We start from the raw sequence: 17,452 nt of genomic DNA, 5'->3' as shown, positions 1-17,452 counted from the left end.
GTGGGTGAGCGGGGAAGGTCAGGGCTGGGCGCGAATGGATTGCACCTGCAGTTGCGGCGGCGCCATCGAAGGCGCGGCGCCAGCGGCGGGCCTGGGGCCGGGCTGGCCCCGGACCTCCACGTTCTGCCGCTGCCACTGCGTGACCTGCTCGGCGCTCAGGCCCTTGAGCTGCCAGGTCTCGCCGGAGGCAGTCTGCAGCACGGGCTGCTCATGGGGCGCATTGCCACGCAGCACCAGACGGCCTTGCAGGGTCAGGGGCTGGCCCGGTTCGGCCGCCGCGCCCGAGGCCGGTGCAGCCGCGCTGGCGGCGGGCGAAGCCGGGGCCGAGCAGGCGCTCAGCAGGGCCAGGCCGCTGGCCAGCAGCAGCGGCAGACTGCGGCGCAGGCCGCGGGCGGAAGCAGTCGGGTGTGCGTGGTTCATGGCGTTCAGCGTACGACGGCTGTCAGCGTGCTGCCTGCCGGAACACGCAGCTGTTCCTGGTAGGTGCCTTGCGCATCAGGCTGACGCAGGAAGGGGAAATGGCCGCGCGCATTGAGGTTCACCGGCACCGTGGTGGGCAGGACCCGGGAAGACGCCAGGCTGCTGCCGTTGATCGCCGCCAGGGTGAAGCCCTGCTCCGTGCGCGCAGGCCAGCCAAAGCCGCCGGGGCTGTCTGCGGGCAGCAGGGCGATGTTCGCGCCCCAGCGCTGGACGGCAACGGGCAGCGTGGGACCGCCGGCCTGCTGGATGGCATTGCCCAGGACCTGCAGCGAATCGGTGGACGTGGTGTTGCTCAGCAGCTGCTTGTAGAAGCCCACGCCGTACTGGCGCACCAGATAGGCGCCCAGGCTGCCGTTGACGTCGTAGCCGAAGCAGGGCGCGGCGGTGTCGGCGCTCCAGGCGGCCGGATCGCAGTTGAAACCAGAGCGGGACAGCCAGGAGGGGACGCGTCCGCTGGCGATGGAGTTGAAGCCCGGCGTGACGCGCTGGGCCACGATGTCTTCGCCCATCATGGCGCTCATTTCCTCCAGGAAGGTGTCGAACGCGTAGTCGGTTCCCGGCTTGGACAGCTGGACGCTGCGGCGGTAGAAGTTCGTCATGTGGACGAACTCATGGGACAGCGTGCTGATCTGGTTGGTCATGCCGGCGGCAGGGTCCAGGTACAGCGTTTCCGTATCCATGTAGAAGGACAGCGATTGGTTGCTGTACTTGACATCGGGATCTGCAGGGTCCGCCTTGAAGTTGTTCAGCGACCAGAAATAGCCCAGCAGCCCGTACGGAGTGCGGTCCGGCACGAAATTCACGAACACGATGTCCAGGGGCTGGTCGGGGTCGATGAGGTCGCCGTAGGAGTGTGCTCCCCAGGGTTCGCCAGACAGTCCGGTGATCAGGGGATAGACCGCGTCGGAGCCGCTGGTGAATCGCTGGACCAGCGTGTCGAGCATGGCATCGCTGACCTTGGCCGCGTCGTACTCGCTGTCTTCCAGCCAGACGTTGATGGTGCGGGTGCCGGTGGGCGTGGGCACGCTGGCCTGGCGCCTGAGCGTGGCCTGGCGGGTTTCGATGCGGGAGTCGCCGGGTTGGACGAACCAGCTGCGCTGGCTGCCCACGGGCAGGATGGCCGCTGCCTGCGGCTTGATGGATTGCCGCGCCTGCGTGTCCGCTGCCGTCAGGCGGGGCTTGAAGTTGCGGATGCGCTCGGGAATCTGGTTGACCGTTGTGGATGCGGCGCTGAGGCTTTTCTGGGCCGTGGCGGTGGTCGCCGCGGGCGGTGTCAGCGTCAGGGCGGGCATGGGCACGCTGGCGTCGCCGTTGTTGGTGTAGATCAGCGTGACCTGCTTGCTGCCCAGGTTGGTCAGCGCCACAGGAATCTGCAGCTCGGCCTGCGTGGTGTTGGTGTAGCTCCAGACGCCCACGCCCTGGCCCGAATAGGTGGTGGCATTGGCCGCGCCGCAGGCCGTGCCCGAGCAGGCGGCCGTCAACTGGGAAGACGGGCCGGACGGCCCGCCGCCTCCACCGCCGCCGCAACCGGCCAGAACGGCGCCCAAAGCCAGTGCGATGGCGGTTTTGCTGTGCTGATGATCAAAGAACATGTTTTCCCTTCCTCTTGTGTGACCTGCTGCTGGAGATGTGGATTTTTGGTCCGATATGGCGAGAGATGCTACCCGATGCGATCCGCATCGCTGTCCGGCTCCAGCCGCACCGGCACCTGCAGCTGCTCCACGAACCGCCGCGCCGCCAGCCCCAGCGGGCGCTCCTTGGACCACACCCAGTCGACGAACAGCTGGGTGCCGTTGCTGATGTTGCACAGCGGGATGCGCAGCAGCGCGCCCGTTTGCAGCAGGGGCTCGGCGACGCTGAAGGGCAGCCACCCCCAGCCCAGGCCGGCCGAGACCAACGACAGGGCCGCCAGATGGCTGTCCGTGCGCCACAGCTGGTGCGAGATCACGAAACGCGGATCGGTATGGGCCAGGTCGCGGCTGGCCAGCAGGATCTGGCGCGCGCCGGCCAGCTGGCCCACGTCCAGGCGCTGCTGCCCGTCCACGCCCAGTTGCCGGGCCAGCGGGTGCCTGGCCGCCATCACGGCGACCATGGTTTCCTGGCCCATCTCCTGGAAATCCTCGCGGCCGTCGATGGCCGGGCGCTCGAAGACCAGGGCCAGATGCGCGCGGCCCGAATGCAGTTCCTTGAGCGCATCGACCTGGGCGGCCACCAGCACCTCCACCTCCAGCCCCGGGAATTCCTCGACCAGCGGCTGCAGCGGCGCGGCCCAGGCCGTGGACAGCAGCTCGGGCGCGATCACCAGGGTCAGCCGCTCCTCCAGTCCCTGGTGCAGAGCCAGCGCCTGGTGGTTGAGCTGCTGCAGCTGGGCGGCCAGCAGCCGGGCCTGGGGCTCCAGTGCGCGCGCCGCCGCCGTGGGCCGGGGCTCGCGGCCGCTGCGGTCGAACAGCTGCAGGTCCAGCTCCGCCTCCAGCTGGGCGATGGCCATGCTCACGGCCGAGGGCACCCGCCCCAGCCGGCGTGCGGCGGCGGAAAACGAGCCGTGGTCCAGCACGGCAAGGAACAGCGGCACCTGGTCAGCGGGGAAGGACATGGCGGGAACTTGTCAGTTTTATTGAAAGAATCTGACTTTAACGTTCAATTCCGGACAAATAAACTGCGCCCCCTATGACCTTGCAGACACACAAAAAGGGCCTCCAGGGGCCCAAGCGCAAAGTGGTCTTCGTGACCCTGTATGAACTGATCGCCATCGCGGCCTCCAGCCTGCTGTTCATGGCCATCGGCCAGAGCGCCGGGCATTCGGGCGGCATGGCGATTGCCGCCTCCACGCTGGCCATCGTCTGGAACCTGACCTTCAATCACCTGTTCGAGCAATGGGAGGCGCGCCAGAGCGTCAAGGGCCGCTCGGTGATGCGCCGCGTGGTGCACGCCCTGGGCTTCGAGGGCGGGCTGGCCATGGTGCTGATCCCGCTGATGGCCTGGTGGTTCGGCGTCACGCTGTGGGAGGCCACGGTGATGGAGGCCGGCCTGCTGGTCTTCTTCCTGGTCTACACCTATGTCTTCAACTGGTGCTTCGACCATGTGTTCGGCCTGCCGGCCTCGGCCTCGGCGTCCGCTGCGGTGGCCCCGCGTGCTCAGGGCGAGCCGGCCTGCAGCAATTGACCGGCCACGGCGGCGGCGGCCGTGCGGGTCTCCACGCCGAGTTTCTCGAAGATATGCTCCAGGTGCTTGTTCACCGTGCGCGGGCTCATGCCCAGGATGTCGGCGATGTCGCGGTTGGTCTTGCCCTTGCTCAGCCATGACAGCACCTCGGTCTCGCGCGGGGTGAGCGCCACCTGCTGCAGCCGGCGCGCGGCCGGCGTCTGCGGCGCCTCGTGGCTGAGCAGCACCATCGACTCCCCCAGGCCGCTGGCGCCCATGTGGCGCGCCAGCAGCTGGCGGCCATCGGCCAGGGCCAGCGCCAGATCCTGGGGGGCGGGCTGGCCCTCCTGATCCGCTTTGCCGTGCTGATCCGGCTGGCGGGCGCCGGCCAGCCAGTCCCCGGCCGCCTCCAGCGGGAAGGGCTGGTCCGCAAAGGCCTCCTCCAGCCAGCGCGATGCCTGGGGCGAACGCCAGGCCACGCGGCCCTGGCCGTCGAGCACCACCACGCCCAGCCCCGCCACGTCCACGGCCTCCTGCGCCTGGCGCGTGGCGCGGGCATTGCGCACATGGGTGGCCAGGCGCACCAGCACCTCGGGGATGCGCAGCGGCTTGACCACGTAGTCCACGCCACCGCTGGCAAAGCCGCGGATGATCTGGTCCGTGTCCGACAGGCCGGTCATGAACACCACGGGCACATGGGCCCAGGCCGGCGTGGCCTTGAGCGTGCGGCACAGCGTGAAGCCGTCCATGCCGGGCATGACGGCGTCCAGCAGCACGCCGTCGGGCACGGTGAGGGCGAAGCGCTGCAGGGCCTCGTCGGCGTCGCGGGCGGCGAGCACCACGTAGCCTTCGGCGGCCAGCGCGTCGCACAGCATGCGCAGGCTGTCCAGCGCGTCGTCCACCACGAGGATGACGTGGGCGTTGTGAGGGGGATGGCTGGGGTGGCTGCTGCTGTCGGCGGTCGTCATCTGTGGCCTTTGCGGGTTCTCATTCATCGGTCTCCTCTCTTTCTTCGTCTTCTTCATCCTCTTGCTCGGGCCGCGGCAGCATGCGCGCCAGCGCATCGAAGTCGAAGCGGTTCGCGCAGGCCTGCAGCGCATCGAGCAGCGCGGCATGCGCGGGCGCCTGCTGGCGCGCCTGGCGCAGGCGCTCGCGCAGGGCCGTGGCCTGGCCCGAGCGCGCCAGCCGGGCCAGGTCTTCACGCAGATCGGGCGGGAAGGGGGCGGCTGACGGCGCCTCCTCTGCCTTGGCCTCTGCCTGCTCTGCACGCGGCGCCGGCAGCAGCAGCGGGCGGTTGTCATGCACCCATTCCAGCCGCAGCACGCGCTCGAGCACCTGCAGCAGCTCGGACTCGGTCACGGGCTTGGCGACAAAGCCCTGGCAGCGCGCATCGGCCAGGCGCGGCGGGTCGTTGTCGAACAGGTTGGCCGAGACGAAGACCACGGGCAGCTGCTGCGCATCCCAGCGCGCGCGCAGCAGGGCGGCGGTCTGCCAGCCGTCCAGGTCGTCCATGCTGATGTCCAGCAGCACCAGGTCGGGCGGGCTTTGCTCCACGATCTCCAGGCACTCGCGGCCGCTGGCGGCCTCGCGGATCTCGAAGCCCAGCGGCAGCAGCAGGCCGGCCAGCAGCTGGCGCTGCAGCGGCTGGTCGTCCACCACCAGCAGGGTGCGCCGGGGCGGCAGATAGCCGATGACGGTGTGCAGCGTGGCGGCGGCGCCCGGAGGGACCCAGGACGCGTCGGGCGCCATCTCGGGCAGGTACAGGCGCACGGTGAAGCAACTGCCCTCGCCGGGCGTGCTGCTCAGGGTGAGCTGCCCGCCCATCAGCTCGGTCAGCAGATGGGTGATGGTCAGCCCCAGGCCCGTGCCCGCCTCGCTGACGCGCCGGCCCGCGCTGCCGCGCTCGAAGGGCACGAAGATGCGCTCCATGTCCTGCGGTTCGATCCCGATGCCGGTATCGATGACCTCGATGCGCGAGACATGGGGCCTGAAGTCCATGCGCAGCCGCACCTCGCCGTGCTGGGTGAAGCGCACGGCGTTGGACAGCAGGTTGATCAGGATCTGGCGCAGCCGCTTGGCGTCGGCCCGCACCCAGCGCGGCATGGTGCCCAGCGTCTCGACCGAGAACTGCAGCCCCCTGGCCTGGGCCTGGGGCCGCATCATGGCCTCGATGCCGTCGATCAGCGCGGGCAGGGGCAGGGGGGCGAGGTCCAGGCGCAGGCGGCCGGCCTCGATGCTGGCCAGCTCCAGCGATTCGTCGATCAGCGCGCGCAGGTGCTGGCCGCTGTGCTGCATGGTGGACAGGGTCTCGCGCACCCAGCCATCGACCTGCGGGCTCTTGAGCAGGATCTGCGTATAGCCCAGCAGGCTGTTGAGCGGCGAGCGCAGCTCGTGCGTCATGCCGGCCACATAGCGCGTCTTGGCCTGGCTGGCCTGCTCGGCATGGTCCTTGGCGGCCTGCAGCTCGGCATCGGTGCGCTTGTGGGCGGCGATCTCCTGCAGCAGCAGCTGGTTCTGGCGCTCGGACTCGTCCTGCGCCATGCGCCGGCTGTCCGTGCTCAGCACCACCCACCAGGCGGCCACGGCGCACAGCAGGGCCAGCAGCGCGAAGACCTTGAGGAAGGGGATGCGCAGCGCGCCGCCATCGACGCTGCCTGCCTGCAGGCTTTCCTGCATGTAGACCACGCCCACCATGAAGGCCGTCACCGCGCACAGCGACAGCATCACCACCAGGTACTGGCCCGCGCGGAAGTTCACCTTGGTCGCCCAGCGCGGCGGCAGCAGGGCCGAGGCCAGCGCATGCAACTGCTCGCCCGCGCGCGATCCGGTCTTGCAGCGGTCATGGCAGCGCGACTCCAGCGAGCAGCACAGCGAGCAGATGGGCGCGCCGTAGGCGGGGCAGTGCGCCATGTCCTCGGATTCGAAATGCTTCTGGCAGACGGCGCAGCGCACGGTCTCGCCGGGCTTCCACAGGTTGCCTGCGGGCCGCGCCAGGTAGTAGCGCCCGCCCGTCAGCCAGGCCAGCAGCGGCGACAGCAGCATGGACAGCGCCAGCGCGATGAAGGGCGAGAACGCGGCCGCCGTCTCGCCCAGCAGGCCCGCATAGGCGCAGCAGGCCACGGCGGCTGCCAGCAGCATGGCGCCCGGACCCACGGGATTGAAGTCGTACAGATGGGCGCGGCGGAACTCGATGCCCGGCGGGCTCAGTCCCAGCGGCTTGTTGATGACCAGGTCGGCCACCAGCGCGCCCACCCAGGCGATGGCCACGTTGCTGTAGATGGTCAGCACCTTCTCCAGCGCGCCGAACACGCCCAGCGTCATCAGCAAGGTGGCGATGACCACGTTGAACACCATCCAGACCACGCGCCCCGGATGGCTGCGCGTGATGCGCGCGAAGAAGTTGGACCAGGCAAGCGACCCCGCGTAGGCATTGGTCACGTTGATCTTGACCTGCGAGATGACCACGAAGACCACGGTCACCGCCACGGCCAGCCCCGGCAGGCCCAGGGCCTGCAGCACCTGCTGGAAGCCTGCCAGGAACATTTGCGTGGGCTCGGCCGCGCGCGAGGCGTCCACCCCTTCCAGCTGCATGGCCGCGAAGGCGAGAAACGCGCCGCCTGCCATCTTGAGCATGCCCATCACGGCCCAGCCCGGCCCGGCCACCAGTACCGCGCCCCACCAGCGCAGGCGGTTGGCCCGGGTGCGCGGCGGCAGAAAGCGCAGGAAGTCCACCTGCTCGCCGATCTGCACCACCAGCGCGAAGATCACGGCCGCCGCCGCGCCGAACATCAGCGGATCGAACTGGCTGCTGCCCGAGCGCAGGCCGGTGAGGCTGGCGAAGTCGCGGTACAGCTGGGGCTGGGACAGCGCCATCCACACGAAGGGCAGCACCAGCAGGAACAGCCACAGCGGCTGCGTCCAGGCCTGCAGGCGCGAGATCAGCGTGATGCCGCGCATGGCCAGCGGCAGCACCACCAGGGCCGATAGCGCATAGCACCACTGCAGCGGCCAGTCCACCACCAGCTGCAGGGCCAGCGCCATGATGGCCGCCTCCAGCGCGAAGAAGATGAAGGTGAAGACGGCGTAGATCAGCGAGGTGATGGTCGAGCCCAGGTAGCCGAAGCCCGCGCCCCGCGTCAGCAGGTCCATGTCCAGCCCGTAGCGTGCCGCGCAGACGGCGATGGGCAGCCCCGTCAGGAAGATCACCAGCCCCACGGTGACGATGGCCCACATGGCGTTGGCAAAGCCGTAGTTCAGGGCAATGGCGCCGCCGATCGCCTCCAGCGCCAGGAAGGACAGCGAGCCGAAGGCCGTGTTGGCCACGCGGAACTCGCTCCAGCGCCGAAAGCTGCGCGGCGTGTAGCGCAGCGCGTAGTCCTCCATGGTCTCGTCGGCCACCCAGGCGTTGTATTCGCGCCGGAACCGAAAGATGGTCTGCGGCGCGGGCGAGGTGCTGGCGGGGCTGTCGGGCGGGGGGGCGGAGTGCATTCCCAGGTGTAGCAAGAAACGTGCGGGGCCAATGCTGGAGCGGCTTTCAAGAGGGTTGCGTGGGGTGCGTACGCAGATGGCTACGTCAATTGACGTATGGGCGGTTTCAAGGGTTCTTCCTAATCTTGGACCCAGCGCGGAAACAAGCCGTAACCGCAACGCCAGTTTTCAGCCACTTGCAGATCACCCAACCGATCCTTACAGGAGAGTCACCATGAGCCACCCCTCCGACCCCCGCACACCTGGTTCCCCCGGCACGGAAATGGGCCGCCGCCGCGTCCTGCAGGCGCTTGGCGCCGCCTCGGTGGCCGGGCTGCCGGCCTGGTCCTTCGCCCAGCCCACGGCCCAGGTCAACACCACCAAGCTGGCCGTGACCGACACCGAGGTCGTCGTGGGCCAGCTGCACTCGGCCACGGGCACCATGGCGATCTCCGAGACCGGCTCCATCCAGGCCGAGCAACTGGCCATCGACCAGATCAACGCCATGGGCGGCATCCTGGGCCGCAAGATCCGCGTGATCAAGGAAGACGGCGCCTCCGACTGGCCCACCTTTGCCGAGAAGTCCAAGAAACTGCTCATCAACGACCGCTGCGCCGCCGTCTTCGGCTGCTGGACCAGCGCCTCGCGCAAGGCCGTGCTGCCCGTGTTCGAGAAGGAAAACGGCCTGCTGTACTACCCCACCTTCTACGAAGGCCTGGAGCAGTCCAAGAACGTGATCTACACGGGCCAGGAAGCCACGCAGCAGATCCTGTACAGCCTGGACTGGGCCAAGGCCGAGAAGAAGGCCAAGACCTTCTTCCTGATCGGCTCGGACTACATCTGGCCGCGCACCTCCATGAAGATCGCGCGCAAGCACATCGAGAACTTCCAGAAGGGCAAGGTCGTCGGCGAGGAGTACTACCCGCTGGGCAGCACCAACTTCGGCTCGCTGGTCAACAAGATCAAGCTGCAAAAGCCGGACTGCATCTTCGTGGCCGTGGTGGGCGGCTCCAACGTGGCCTTCTACAAGGCGCTCAAGGCCGCAGGCATCACGGGTGACAAGCAACTGCTGGTCACGCTGTCGGTGACCGAGGACGAGATGACCGGCGTGGGCGGCGAGAACTTCACGGGCTTCTACTCTTCGATGAAGTACTTCCAGACGCTGGACAACGAGAACAACAAGAAGTTCGTGGCCGCCTTCAAGGCCAAGTACGGCCCCAATGCCGTCATCGGCGACGTCACCCAGGCCGGCTACCTGGGCCCCTGGCTGTGGAAGGCCGCCGTGGAAAAGGCCAAGAGCTTCGACGTGGACAAGGTGGTGGCCGCATCGCCGGGGCTGGAACTCAAGACCGCGCCCGAAGGCTACGTGAAGGTGGACGCCAACCACCACCTGTGGAGCAAGTCGCGCATTGCCGTGGGGCAGCCGGACGGCACGTTCAAGGTGGTCTCGGAATCTCCGGAATTGATCAAACCCGATCCCTTCCCCAAGGGATATCAATAAGCACCCCCTGAGCCGCTGCGCGGCTTCCCCCTCTCTCGCTACGCGGGAGGGGGACGACACCCTCGGTGCGGGACGGCCCTTCCTCGGTGTCTCCCGCGTCGGGCTCTGCCAGTTTCAGGCAGGGGCGGCTCGTCGCATTGATTGCGTTTCCCGATTGGCTTGCGCGCAGGAGCAGCACCATGAGTTTTTCCGACATGATGAACATCGGCCTGATGCAGGGCTTCGCGGGGCTGAGCCTGTTCGCCGTGCTGCTGCTGATGGGCCTGGGCCTGGCCATCATCTTTGGCCAGATGGGCGTGATCAACATGGCGCATGGCGAGTTCATGACCATTGGCGCCTACACCATCTACCTGGGCTCCACGCTCACGGCGCAGCACGCGCCCGAGTTCATGCCCTACTACTTCCCGCTGGCCATCGTGGCCGCCTTCCTGTTCGCCTTCGCGGCCGGCTGGCTGGTGGAGTGGGGGCTGATCCGCCACCTCTACAAGCGCCCGCTGGACACGCTGCTGGCCACCTGGGGCGTGAGCCTGGCGCTGCAGCAGTGCTTTCGCACCTTCATCGGACCCAAGGAAGTCAGCCCCACCCTGCCTGACTGGCTGATGGGCTCGTGGGCGCCGGCCGAGGGGCTGGACATTCCCATCAACGGCCTGTTCGTGCTGGCGCTGACCGCGGTGGTCACGGCCGGCGTGCTGATCGCGCTGCACAAGAGCCGCTGGGGCCTGCGCGTGCGTGCCACGGTCAGCAACCGCGTGATGGCCAATGCCATCGGCATCGACACCAAGAAGACCGACCGCCTGACCTTTGCCATCGGCTGCGGCATCGCAGGCGTGGCGGGCGCGGCCTTCACCACCATCGGCTCCACCGGCCCCACCTCGGGCTCGCTGTACATCGTGGACGCCTTCCTGGTGGTCACCTTCGGCGGCGCGGCCAGCCTGCTGGGCACCGTGGTCTCGGCCTTCGGCATTGCGCAGACGCAGTCCATCACCGAGTTCTTCCTCGCGGGCTCCATGGCCAAGGTGATCACGCTGTCGCTGATCGTCTTCATCCTGATGCTGCGTCCCCAGGGCCTGTTCGCTTCCAAGGTGCGGCGCTGATCCCGGCGCCGGCCCTGTCCACGAATTTCCCCGCGTTCCCCCGATTTCCCCTGAGTTCACCGGAGTCATTCCATGCAAGCCCTCAAAGCCTGGATACAGCGCTACCAGCTCGCCAGCCTGGTGCTGCTCACCGTCCTGCTGGCGGTGGTGCTGCCCCTGGCGCTGGACATCTTCCGCCTCAACCTGGTCGGCAAGTACCTGACCTATGCCTTCGTCGCCATCGGCCTGGTCATGGTCTGGGGCTATGGCGGCGTGCTCAGCCTGGGCCAGGGCGTGTTCTTCGGCCTGGGCGGCTACGCCATGGCCATGTTCCTGAAGCTGGAGGCGTCCGACCCCATCAGCACCAAGATCCAGTCCACGCCCGGCATCCCCGACTTCATGGACTGGAACCAGCTGACCGAGCTGCCCTCGTTCTGGCTGCCCTTCAAGAGCCTGCCGTTCTCGCTGGCCGCCGTCATCGCCGTGCCCACGCTGCTGGCCTGGCTCATCAGCTTCGCCATGTTCAAGCGCCGCGTGGGCGGGGTGTACTTCGCCATCATCACGCAGGCCGTGGCGCTGATCGTCACCGTGCTCATCATCGGCCAGCAGGGCTACACGGGCGGCGTCAACGGCATGACCGACCTCAAGACCCTGTGGGGCTGGGACACGCGCACGGACAGCGCCAAGTACATCCTCTACTACGTCTGCGTGGCCCTGCTGATCGGTGCCATCGTGCTGTGCCGCTGGATACAGACCGGCAAGGTGGGCACCCTGCTGCTGGCCATGCGCGACAAGGAAGACCGCGTGCGCTTTTCCGGCTACGACGTGGCCAACTTCAAGGTCTTCGTGTTCTGCCTGGCCGCTGCGCTGTCGGGCATAGGCGGCGCCATGTTCACGCTGCAGGTGGGCTTCATGTCGCCCAGCTTCGTGGGCATCGTGCCCTCCATCGAGATGGTCATCTACGCCGCCGTGGGCGGGCGCATGAGCCTGGTGGGCGCCGTGTACGGCACGCTGCTGGTCAACGCGGGCAAGACCTATTTCTCGGAGAGCTTCCCGGACCTGTGGCTGTTCCTCATGGCGGGCCTGTTCATCGGCGTGACCATGGCCTTCCCGATGGGTCTGGCCGGCCTGTGGGAAAGCCGCATCGTTCCCTGGTGGAACAGCCGCCGCAAGGGCACGGCATCTGCCGCAGCGCCTGCCGCAGCCCAGGGAGCCCAGGCAGCACCTGCCCCGGCCGCCACCAAGCCCACGTCCGCCCTGTCCGAAGGCATGGGCCGCCAGGGCGCCTGAACCACAGCGGGAGCACACCATGAGCAATACCGACTTCACGCTGGCCGTGGAAGACCTGACGGTCTCCTTCGACGGCTTCAAGGCCATCGACGCGCTGAACCTGTACATCGACAAGAACGAGCTGCGCGTCATCATCGGCCCCAACGGCGCGGGCAAGACCACGCTGCTGGACCTGATCTGCGGCAAGACCCGCGCCACGGCCGGCAGCATCAAGTTCAAGAACGAGGAACTCACGCGCATGGCCGAGCACAAGCGCGTGCGCCTGGGGATCGGGCGCAAGTTCCAGACACCGTCCATCTACGAGAACCTCTCGGTCTTCCAGAACCTGGAGGTCTCCTACCCGCAAGGCCGCTCGGTCTTCGGCGCGCTGGCCTTCAAGTGCACGGAGGCGGTGCGCGATCGCGTGCAGGCCGTGGCCGCCGACATCGGCCTGGACGAGCGCCTGGACACCGAGGCCGGCCTGCTCAGCCACGGCCAGAAGCAGTGGCTGGAGATCGGCATGCTGCTCATGCAGGAGCCCGAGCTGCTGATGCTGGACGAGCCCATCGCCGGCATGAGCGCCCGCGAGCGCGAGCTGACGGCCGAGCTGCTGCAGCGCATCTGCAAGAACCGCTCCGTCATCGTCATCGAGCACGACATGGAGTTCGTGGCGCGCATCGCGCACAAGGTCACCGTCATGCACCAGGGAAAGATCCTCGCCGAGGGTCCCATGGACAAGGTGCAGGCCGACCCCAAGGTCATCGACGTCTACCTCGGCCACTGAGGCACGCACAAGGAATTCACATGCTGCAAGTCAAGGATCTGTACGTGGCCTATGGCCAGAGCGAGGCGCTGCACGGCATCAGCTTCGAGGGCCGCGAGAACGAAACCGTGGCCATCATGGGCCGCAACGGCATGGGCAAGACCACGCTGTTCAAAAGCCTGATGGGTGTCATGCCCGCCAAGAGCGGCCAGATCACCGTGGCCGGCCAGGACGTCACGAAGGACGAGAGCTTCCGGCGCGTGGCCAAGGGCATTGCCTACGTGCCCCAGGGCCGCATGATCTTCCCCACGCTGACCGTGGAGGAGAACATACAGACGGGCCTGGAGAACGCGAAGACGCGCCAGGTGCCCGACGACATCTACGCCCTGTTCCCCGTGCTCTGGGACATGCGCCGGCGCAAGGGCGGCAACCTCTCGGGCGGGCAGCAGCAGCAGCTGGCCATTGCGCGTGCCCTGGTCACCGACCCCAAGGTGCTGCTGCTGGACGAGCCCACCGAGGGCATACAGCCTTCCATCATCAAGGACATCGCCAAGGCGCTCAACGAGATCCGCAAGCTGCGCCGCATCACCATCGTGGTCAGCGAGCAGGTGCTTTCCTTCGCCATGGATGTGGCCGACCGGCTGTTCGTCATCGAGGGCGGGCGCCTGGTCCATGAGACGGCCAGAGCAGATACCGACGAGCAGCGCATCAAGTCCTACCTCTCTGTATGAAGCACCCCCTGAGCGGCTGCGCCGCTTCCCCCTCTCTCGCACGCGGGAGGGGGACGACACCCTCGGTGCGGGGCGGCCCTTCCTTGGTGTCCCTGGGTTGTGCCGTGCCGGTTTCATTCACCGCGGTCGATGCAGGCGCCGAGTTCCTCTCTTTTTCCACTGCCATCGCAAGGAGCACACCATGGCCGAAACCCTGATCAAGGTCGATCTCAACCAGTCCCCCTACGACAACCCGCAGGTGCACAACCGCTGGCATCCCGACATTCCCATGGCGGTCTGGGTGGAGCCGGGCGCGGAGTTCAAGCTGGAGACCTATGACTGGACCGGCGGCGCCATCAAGAACGACAACAGCGCCGAAGACGTGCGCGACGTGGACCTGTCCACCGTCCACTTCCTGTCCGGCCCCGTGGGCGTCAAGGGCGCCGAGCCCGGCGACCTGCTGGTGGTGGACCTGCTGGACATCGGCGCGCGCGACGACAGCCTCTGGGGCTTCAACGGCTTTTTCTCCAAGCAGAACGGCGGCGGCTTCCTGGACGAGCATTTCCCGCTGGCCCAGAAGTCCATCTGGGACTTCCACGGCATGTTCACCAAGAGCCGCCACATCCCCGGCGTCAACTTCGCAGGCCTCATCCACCCGGGCCTGATCGGCTGCCTGCCCGACCCCAAGATGCTGGCCAGCTGGAATGAGCGCGAGACCGGCCTCATCGCCACCGACCCCGACCGCATTCCCGGCCTGGCCAACCCGCCCAACGCCACCACCGCCCACATGGGCCAGATGCAGGGCGAGGCGCGCGACAAGGCCGCCGCCGAAGGCGCACGCACCGTGCCGCCGCGCGAGCACGGCGGCAACTGCGACATCAAGGACCTCTCGCGCGGCTCGCGCGTGTTCTTCCCCGTCTACGTGGACGGCGCGGGCCTGAGCGTGGGCGACCTGCACTTCAGCCAGGGCGATGGCGAGATCACCTTCTGCGGCGCCATCGAGATGGCCGGCTGGGTGCACATGAAGGTCTCGCTGATCAAGGGCGGCATGGCCAAGTACGGCATCAAGAACCCCATTTTCAAGCCCAGCCCCATGACGCCCAACTACAAGGACTACTTGATCTTCGAAGGCATCTCGGTGGACGAAAAGGGCAAGCAGCACTACCTGGACGTGACCGTGGCCTACCGCCAGGCCTGCCTGAACGCCATCGAATACCTGAAGAAATTCGGCTACAGCGGCGCCCAGGCCTACTCGCTGCTGGGCACGGCGCCCGTGCAGGGCCACATCAGCGGCGTGGTGGACGTGCCCAATGCCTGCGCCACGCTGTGGCTGCCCACGGAGATCTTCGACTTCGACATCAATCCCACGGCCGAGGGACCACAGAAGATCATCACGGGCGGGGTGGACCTGCCCATCGCCCAGGACAAGTAAGCCCGGCATACGACACCCGCTATCCACCATCCGCCAGAGGCCGCCCATGCCCACCTATGACTACCACTGCACCGCATGCGGCGGCTTCGACGCGCTGCGCAGCCTCTCGCAGCGCAACGAGCCCGCGCCCTGCCCCAGCTGCGAGGCGGCCTCGCCCCGCGTCTTCGTCAGCGCGCCGCGCCTGGCCTGCACCAGCCCCGAACAGCGCCGCGCCTACGACACCAACGAGCGCGCCCGGCACGAGCCCAGGCGCTCACGCGATGTGGCCGAGGGCAGCTACGCGCGCATGCGCCACCCTTCGGGCTGCGGCTGCTGCAGCGGCTCCAGCAAGCGCGGCTCCACGGTCACGGCGCCCAACGGCGCCAAGACCTTCCCGACCAAGCGGCCCTGGATGATCAGCCACTGACCTCGGCCCCTGCGCCGCACCAATGACAAAGGCCCGCGACGCGGGCCTTTGGCCTGCCTGGGCGTACCGCTCAGTGCACGGCGCCGATGAAGCCCGCCAGCTCCGGCGTCTGCGGGTTGGCGAACAGCTGCTTGGCCGGGCCGCTTTCATGGATCAGGCCCTGGTGCATGAACACCAGCTGGTCGCCCACGTCGCGGGCAAAGCGCATCTCGTGCGTGACCATGATCAGCGTCATGCCCTCGGCGGCGAGCTGCTTGACTACGGCCAGCACCTCGTTGACCAGTTCCGGGTCCAGGGCCGAGGTGATCTCGTCGCACAGCAGCACCTTGGGCTGCATGGCCAGCGCGCGTGCAATCGCCACGCGCTGCTGCTGGCCGCCGCTGAGCTGGTCGGGGTAGCTGTCGTACTTGTCGCCCAGGCCGACCTTGGCCAGCATCTGGCGCGCCAGCGCCGCCGCCTCGGGCTTTTTCACGCCCTTGACCACGGTGGGCGACAGGGCCACGTTCTCGCCCGCCGTCAGGTGGGGGAACAGGTTGAACTGCTGGAACACCATGCCCACGTTCAGGCGCAGCGCGCGCAGCTGGGCGGGCGAGGGCGCGCTGCCCTCCGAGCCCTTGAGCACGGCGTCGTCCACCACGATCTGGCCGGACTGGATGGCCTCCAGCCCGTTGATGGAGCGCAGCAGCGTGCTCTTGCCCGAGCCGCTGCGGCCGATGATGGCGACCACCTGGCCGCTGTCCACGCTCAGGTCCACGCCCTTGAGCACATGGTTGTTGCCGTAATGCTTGTGAACGGCGCGTACATCAACGAGCGGCATAGAGTTTCTTCTCCAGATGGGATGCGTAGAGGGACAGGGGCCAGCACAGCAGGAAGTAGCCTGCGGCGACCAGGCCGTAGATGAGGAAGGGCTGGAAGGTGGCGTTGGCCAGCATGGAGCCGAGCTTGGTCAGCTCGCTGAAGCCGATGATCGAGGCCACGGCCGTGCCCTTGATGATCTGCACCGAGAAGCCGACCGTGGGCGCTATCGACAGGCGCAGCGCCTGCGGCAGCACCACATGGCGCATCTGCTGCAGGTAGCCCATGGCCAGGCTGGACGAGGCTTCCCACTGGCCGCTGGGGATGGACTCCACGCAGCCGCGCCAGACCTCGGCCAGGTAGGCGCTGGTGTACAGCGTCAGGCCGATGGCGGCCGCCGTCCAGGGCGAGATGTCCAGGCCGGCCATGGACGAGCCGAAGAACACGATGAACATCTGCATCAGCAGCGGCGTGTTCTGGAAGGCCTGGATATAGGCCTTGGCCAGGCGGCGCAGGTTCTGGCTGCGGCCCACGCGGGCGAACAGCACCAGCAATCCGGTGGCGCCGCCCAGCACGAAGGCCAGCAGCGACAGCGCCAGCGTGGCCAGCAGGCCCTCGGCCAGCTTGGCCAGGATGGGCAGCAGGGGAATGTCGGCAATCATGCGGCGTCTCCGGCAGTGGTTGCAGGTGCAGCGGGTGCAGCGGGCCGGCCTGCACGCGGCGTGCGGCGGCCCACCACGAAGCGCTGGCCTATCCAGGCCAGCAACTGGCGCAGTGCCAGGGCCAGCACGAAGTACGCCGCCGTCACCACCAGGTAGGTCTCGAACGCGCGGAAGTTGCGCGACTGGATGAAGTTGGCCGCAAACGTCAGGTCCTGGGCGGCGATCTGCGAGACCACCGAGGTGCCCAGCATCACGATCACGATCTGGCTGCTCAGCGAGGGCCAGACCCGCTGCAGCGCAGGGCGCAGCACCACATGGCGGAAGACCGCCCAGCGGCCCATGCCCAGCGCGCCAGCGGCTTCCAGCTGGCCGCGCGGCGTCTCCTGGATGCCGGCGCGCACGATCTCGGTGATGTAGGCGCCCAGGTTGATCACCGTGGTCAGCAGGCAGGCCTGCCATTCGTTGATCTGCACGCCCAGCGAAGGCAGGCCGAAGAACACGAACATCAGCTGCACCAGGAAGGGCGTGTTGCGTATGCCCTCCACGTACACCTTGAACAGCCAGTGCAGCGGCGCAATGCGCCAGGCGCGGCTGACGCCGCCGGCCACGCCGATGGCGCCGCCCAGCACGGCGCCCGCCGCCGTCAGCGCCAGCGTGAAGCCTGCGCCCTGTGCCAGCAGGCCGCTGTAGTCGAACACGGCGCCGAAGTCGAATTGATAGGCCATGGAAGGATTTCCGGGAACAGGGGCGCAG

The 17,452-nt window shown here is 67.8% G+C and carries 16 protein-coding genes; 8 read left to right on the top strand and 8 right to left on the bottom strand.

Features of this window, described 5'->3' with window-relative positions; genetic code table 11:
• Positions 1–18: 18 nt before the first annotated feature.
• The 3 genes from AC57B5_RS19690 to AC57B5_RS19680 form a co-directional block, all read right to left on the bottom strand.
• Positions 19–420 (bottom strand): hypothetical protein, encoded by a 402-nt coding sequence (locus AC57B5_RS19690; protein WP_013800101.1) that lies wholly within the window; start codon positions 418–420, stop codon positions 19–21.
• Between the two features lie 5 nt (positions 421–425).
• The gene (locus AC57B5_RS19685) at positions 426–2,072 is read right to left on the bottom strand and encodes a M30 family zinc metallopeptidase (protein WP_496400171.1); all 1,647 of its coding nucleotides are present in this window, start codon (positions 2,070–2,072) and stop codon (positions 426–428) included.
• Between the two features lie 68 nt (positions 2,073–2,140).
• Positions 2,141–3,073, bottom strand: coding sequence for a LysR family transcriptional regulator (locus AC57B5_RS19680; RefSeq protein ID WP_496400170.1), 933 nt, complete (start codon positions 3,071–3,073; stop codon positions 2,141–2,143).
• A 74-nt stretch (positions 3,074–3,147) separates the two neighbouring features.
• On the opposite strand from AC57B5_RS19680, the gene AC57B5_RS19675 reads away from it, so the two are divergent.
• Positions 3,148–3,642, top strand: coding sequence for a PACE efflux transporter (locus AC57B5_RS19675; protein ID WP_012202156.1), 495 nt, complete (start codon positions 3,148–3,150; stop codon positions 3,640–3,642).
• Here the strand turns inward: AC57B5_RS19675 and AC57B5_RS19670 are convergent.
• Both AC57B5_RS19670 and AC57B5_RS19665 read right to left on the bottom strand, forming a co-directional pair.
• Positions 3,615–4,589 carry a response regulator gene (locus AC57B5_RS19670; RefSeq protein WP_496400169.1) on the bottom strand — a complete coding sequence of 325 codons (975 nt, stop codon included), beginning with the start codon at positions 4,587–4,589 and terminating at the stop codon, positions 3,615–3,617. The two genes, AC57B5_RS19675 and AC57B5_RS19670, sit on opposite strands and share 28 nt — an antisense overlap.
• A 19-nt stretch (positions 4,590–4,608) precedes the next feature.
• Positions 4,609–8,109, bottom strand: a complete 3,501-nt coding sequence (locus AC57B5_RS19665) for a hybrid sensor histidine kinase/response regulator (protein WP_496400168.1) — start codon at positions 8,107–8,109, stop codon at positions 4,609–4,611.
• 214 nt (positions 8,110–8,323) lie between these two features.
• On the opposite strand from AC57B5_RS19665, the gene urtA reads away from it, so the two are divergent.
• The 7 genes from urtA (at position 8,324) to AC57B5_RS19630 (ending at position 15,242) form a co-directional block, all read left to right on the top strand.
• Positions 8,324–9,589 (top strand): urea ABC transporter substrate-binding protein, encoded by a 1,266-nt coding sequence (gene urtA / locus AC57B5_RS19660; RefSeq protein ID WP_012202159.1) that lies wholly within the window; start codon positions 8,324–8,326, stop codon positions 9,587–9,589.
• 179 nt (positions 9,590–9,768) lie between these two features.
• A complete protein-coding gene (gene urtB / locus AC57B5_RS19655; protein ID WP_013800106.1) occupies positions 9,769–10,683 on the top strand; it encodes an urea ABC transporter permease subunit UrtB in 915 nt (304 codons plus the stop codon).
• Positions 10,684–10,755: 72 nt separating this feature from the next.
• Entirely contained in the window at positions 10,756–11,952 is a 1,197-nt protein-coding gene (gene urtC, locus AC57B5_RS19650; protein WP_496400167.1) for an urea ABC transporter permease subunit UrtC, read from the top strand.
• Between the two features lie 19 nt (positions 11,953–11,971).
• Positions 11,972–12,715 (top strand): urea ABC transporter ATP-binding protein UrtD, encoded by a 744-nt coding sequence (gene urtD / locus AC57B5_RS19645; protein WP_012202162.1) that lies wholly within the window; start codon positions 11,972–11,974, stop codon positions 12,713–12,715.
• Between the two features lie 20 nt (positions 12,716–12,735).
• Positions 12,736–13,425, top strand: coding sequence for an urea ABC transporter ATP-binding subunit UrtE (gene urtE / locus AC57B5_RS19640; protein ID WP_012202163.1), 690 nt, complete (start codon positions 12,736–12,738; stop codon positions 13,423–13,425).
• A 181-nt stretch (positions 13,426–13,606) separates the two neighbouring features.
• Entirely contained in the window at positions 13,607–14,836 is a 1,230-nt protein-coding gene (fmdA, locus tag AC57B5_RS19635) for a formamidase (protein ID WP_496400166.1), read from the top strand.
• A gap of 46 nt (positions 14,837–14,882) precedes the next feature.
• Complete coding sequence (locus AC57B5_RS19630) at positions 14,883–15,242, top strand: FmdB family zinc ribbon protein (RefSeq protein ID WP_496400165.1); 360 nt, start codon at positions 14,883–14,885, stop codon at positions 15,240–15,242.
• A gap of 70 nt (positions 15,243–15,312) precedes the next feature.
• Here the strand turns inward: AC57B5_RS19630 and AC57B5_RS19625 are convergent, their stop codons facing one another.
• From AC57B5_RS19625 to AC57B5_RS19615, 3 genes are read right to left on the bottom strand one after another with little or no spacing between them, the layout of a single operon-like run.
• Positions 15,313–16,059: an amino acid ABC transporter ATP-binding protein gene (locus tag AC57B5_RS19625; RefSeq protein WP_012202166.1), complete on the bottom strand. Its 747-nt coding sequence runs from the start codon at positions 16,057–16,059 to the stop codon at positions 15,313–15,315.
• On the bottom strand, positions 16,046–16,699 hold the full coding sequence (locus tag AC57B5_RS19620) for an amino acid ABC transporter permease (RefSeq protein ID WP_012202167.1): 654 nt from the start codon (positions 16,697–16,699) through the stop codon (positions 16,046–16,048). Before AC57B5_RS19620 ends, AC57B5_RS19625 begins: the two co-directional genes overlap by 14 nt.
• Entirely contained in the window at positions 16,696–17,424 is a 729-nt protein-coding gene (locus tag AC57B5_RS19615; protein ID WP_496400164.1) for an amino acid ABC transporter permease, read from the bottom strand. Before AC57B5_RS19615 ends, AC57B5_RS19620 begins: the two co-directional genes overlap by 4 nt.
• Positions 17,425–17,452 lie beyond the last annotated feature (28 nt).

The organism is Delftia sp. BGA-UO-ETr-SB1, from assembly GCF_059567865.1.
Note: the sequence above shows the minus strand (reverse complement) of the source record. Positions and strands in the feature narration are given on the sequence as shown.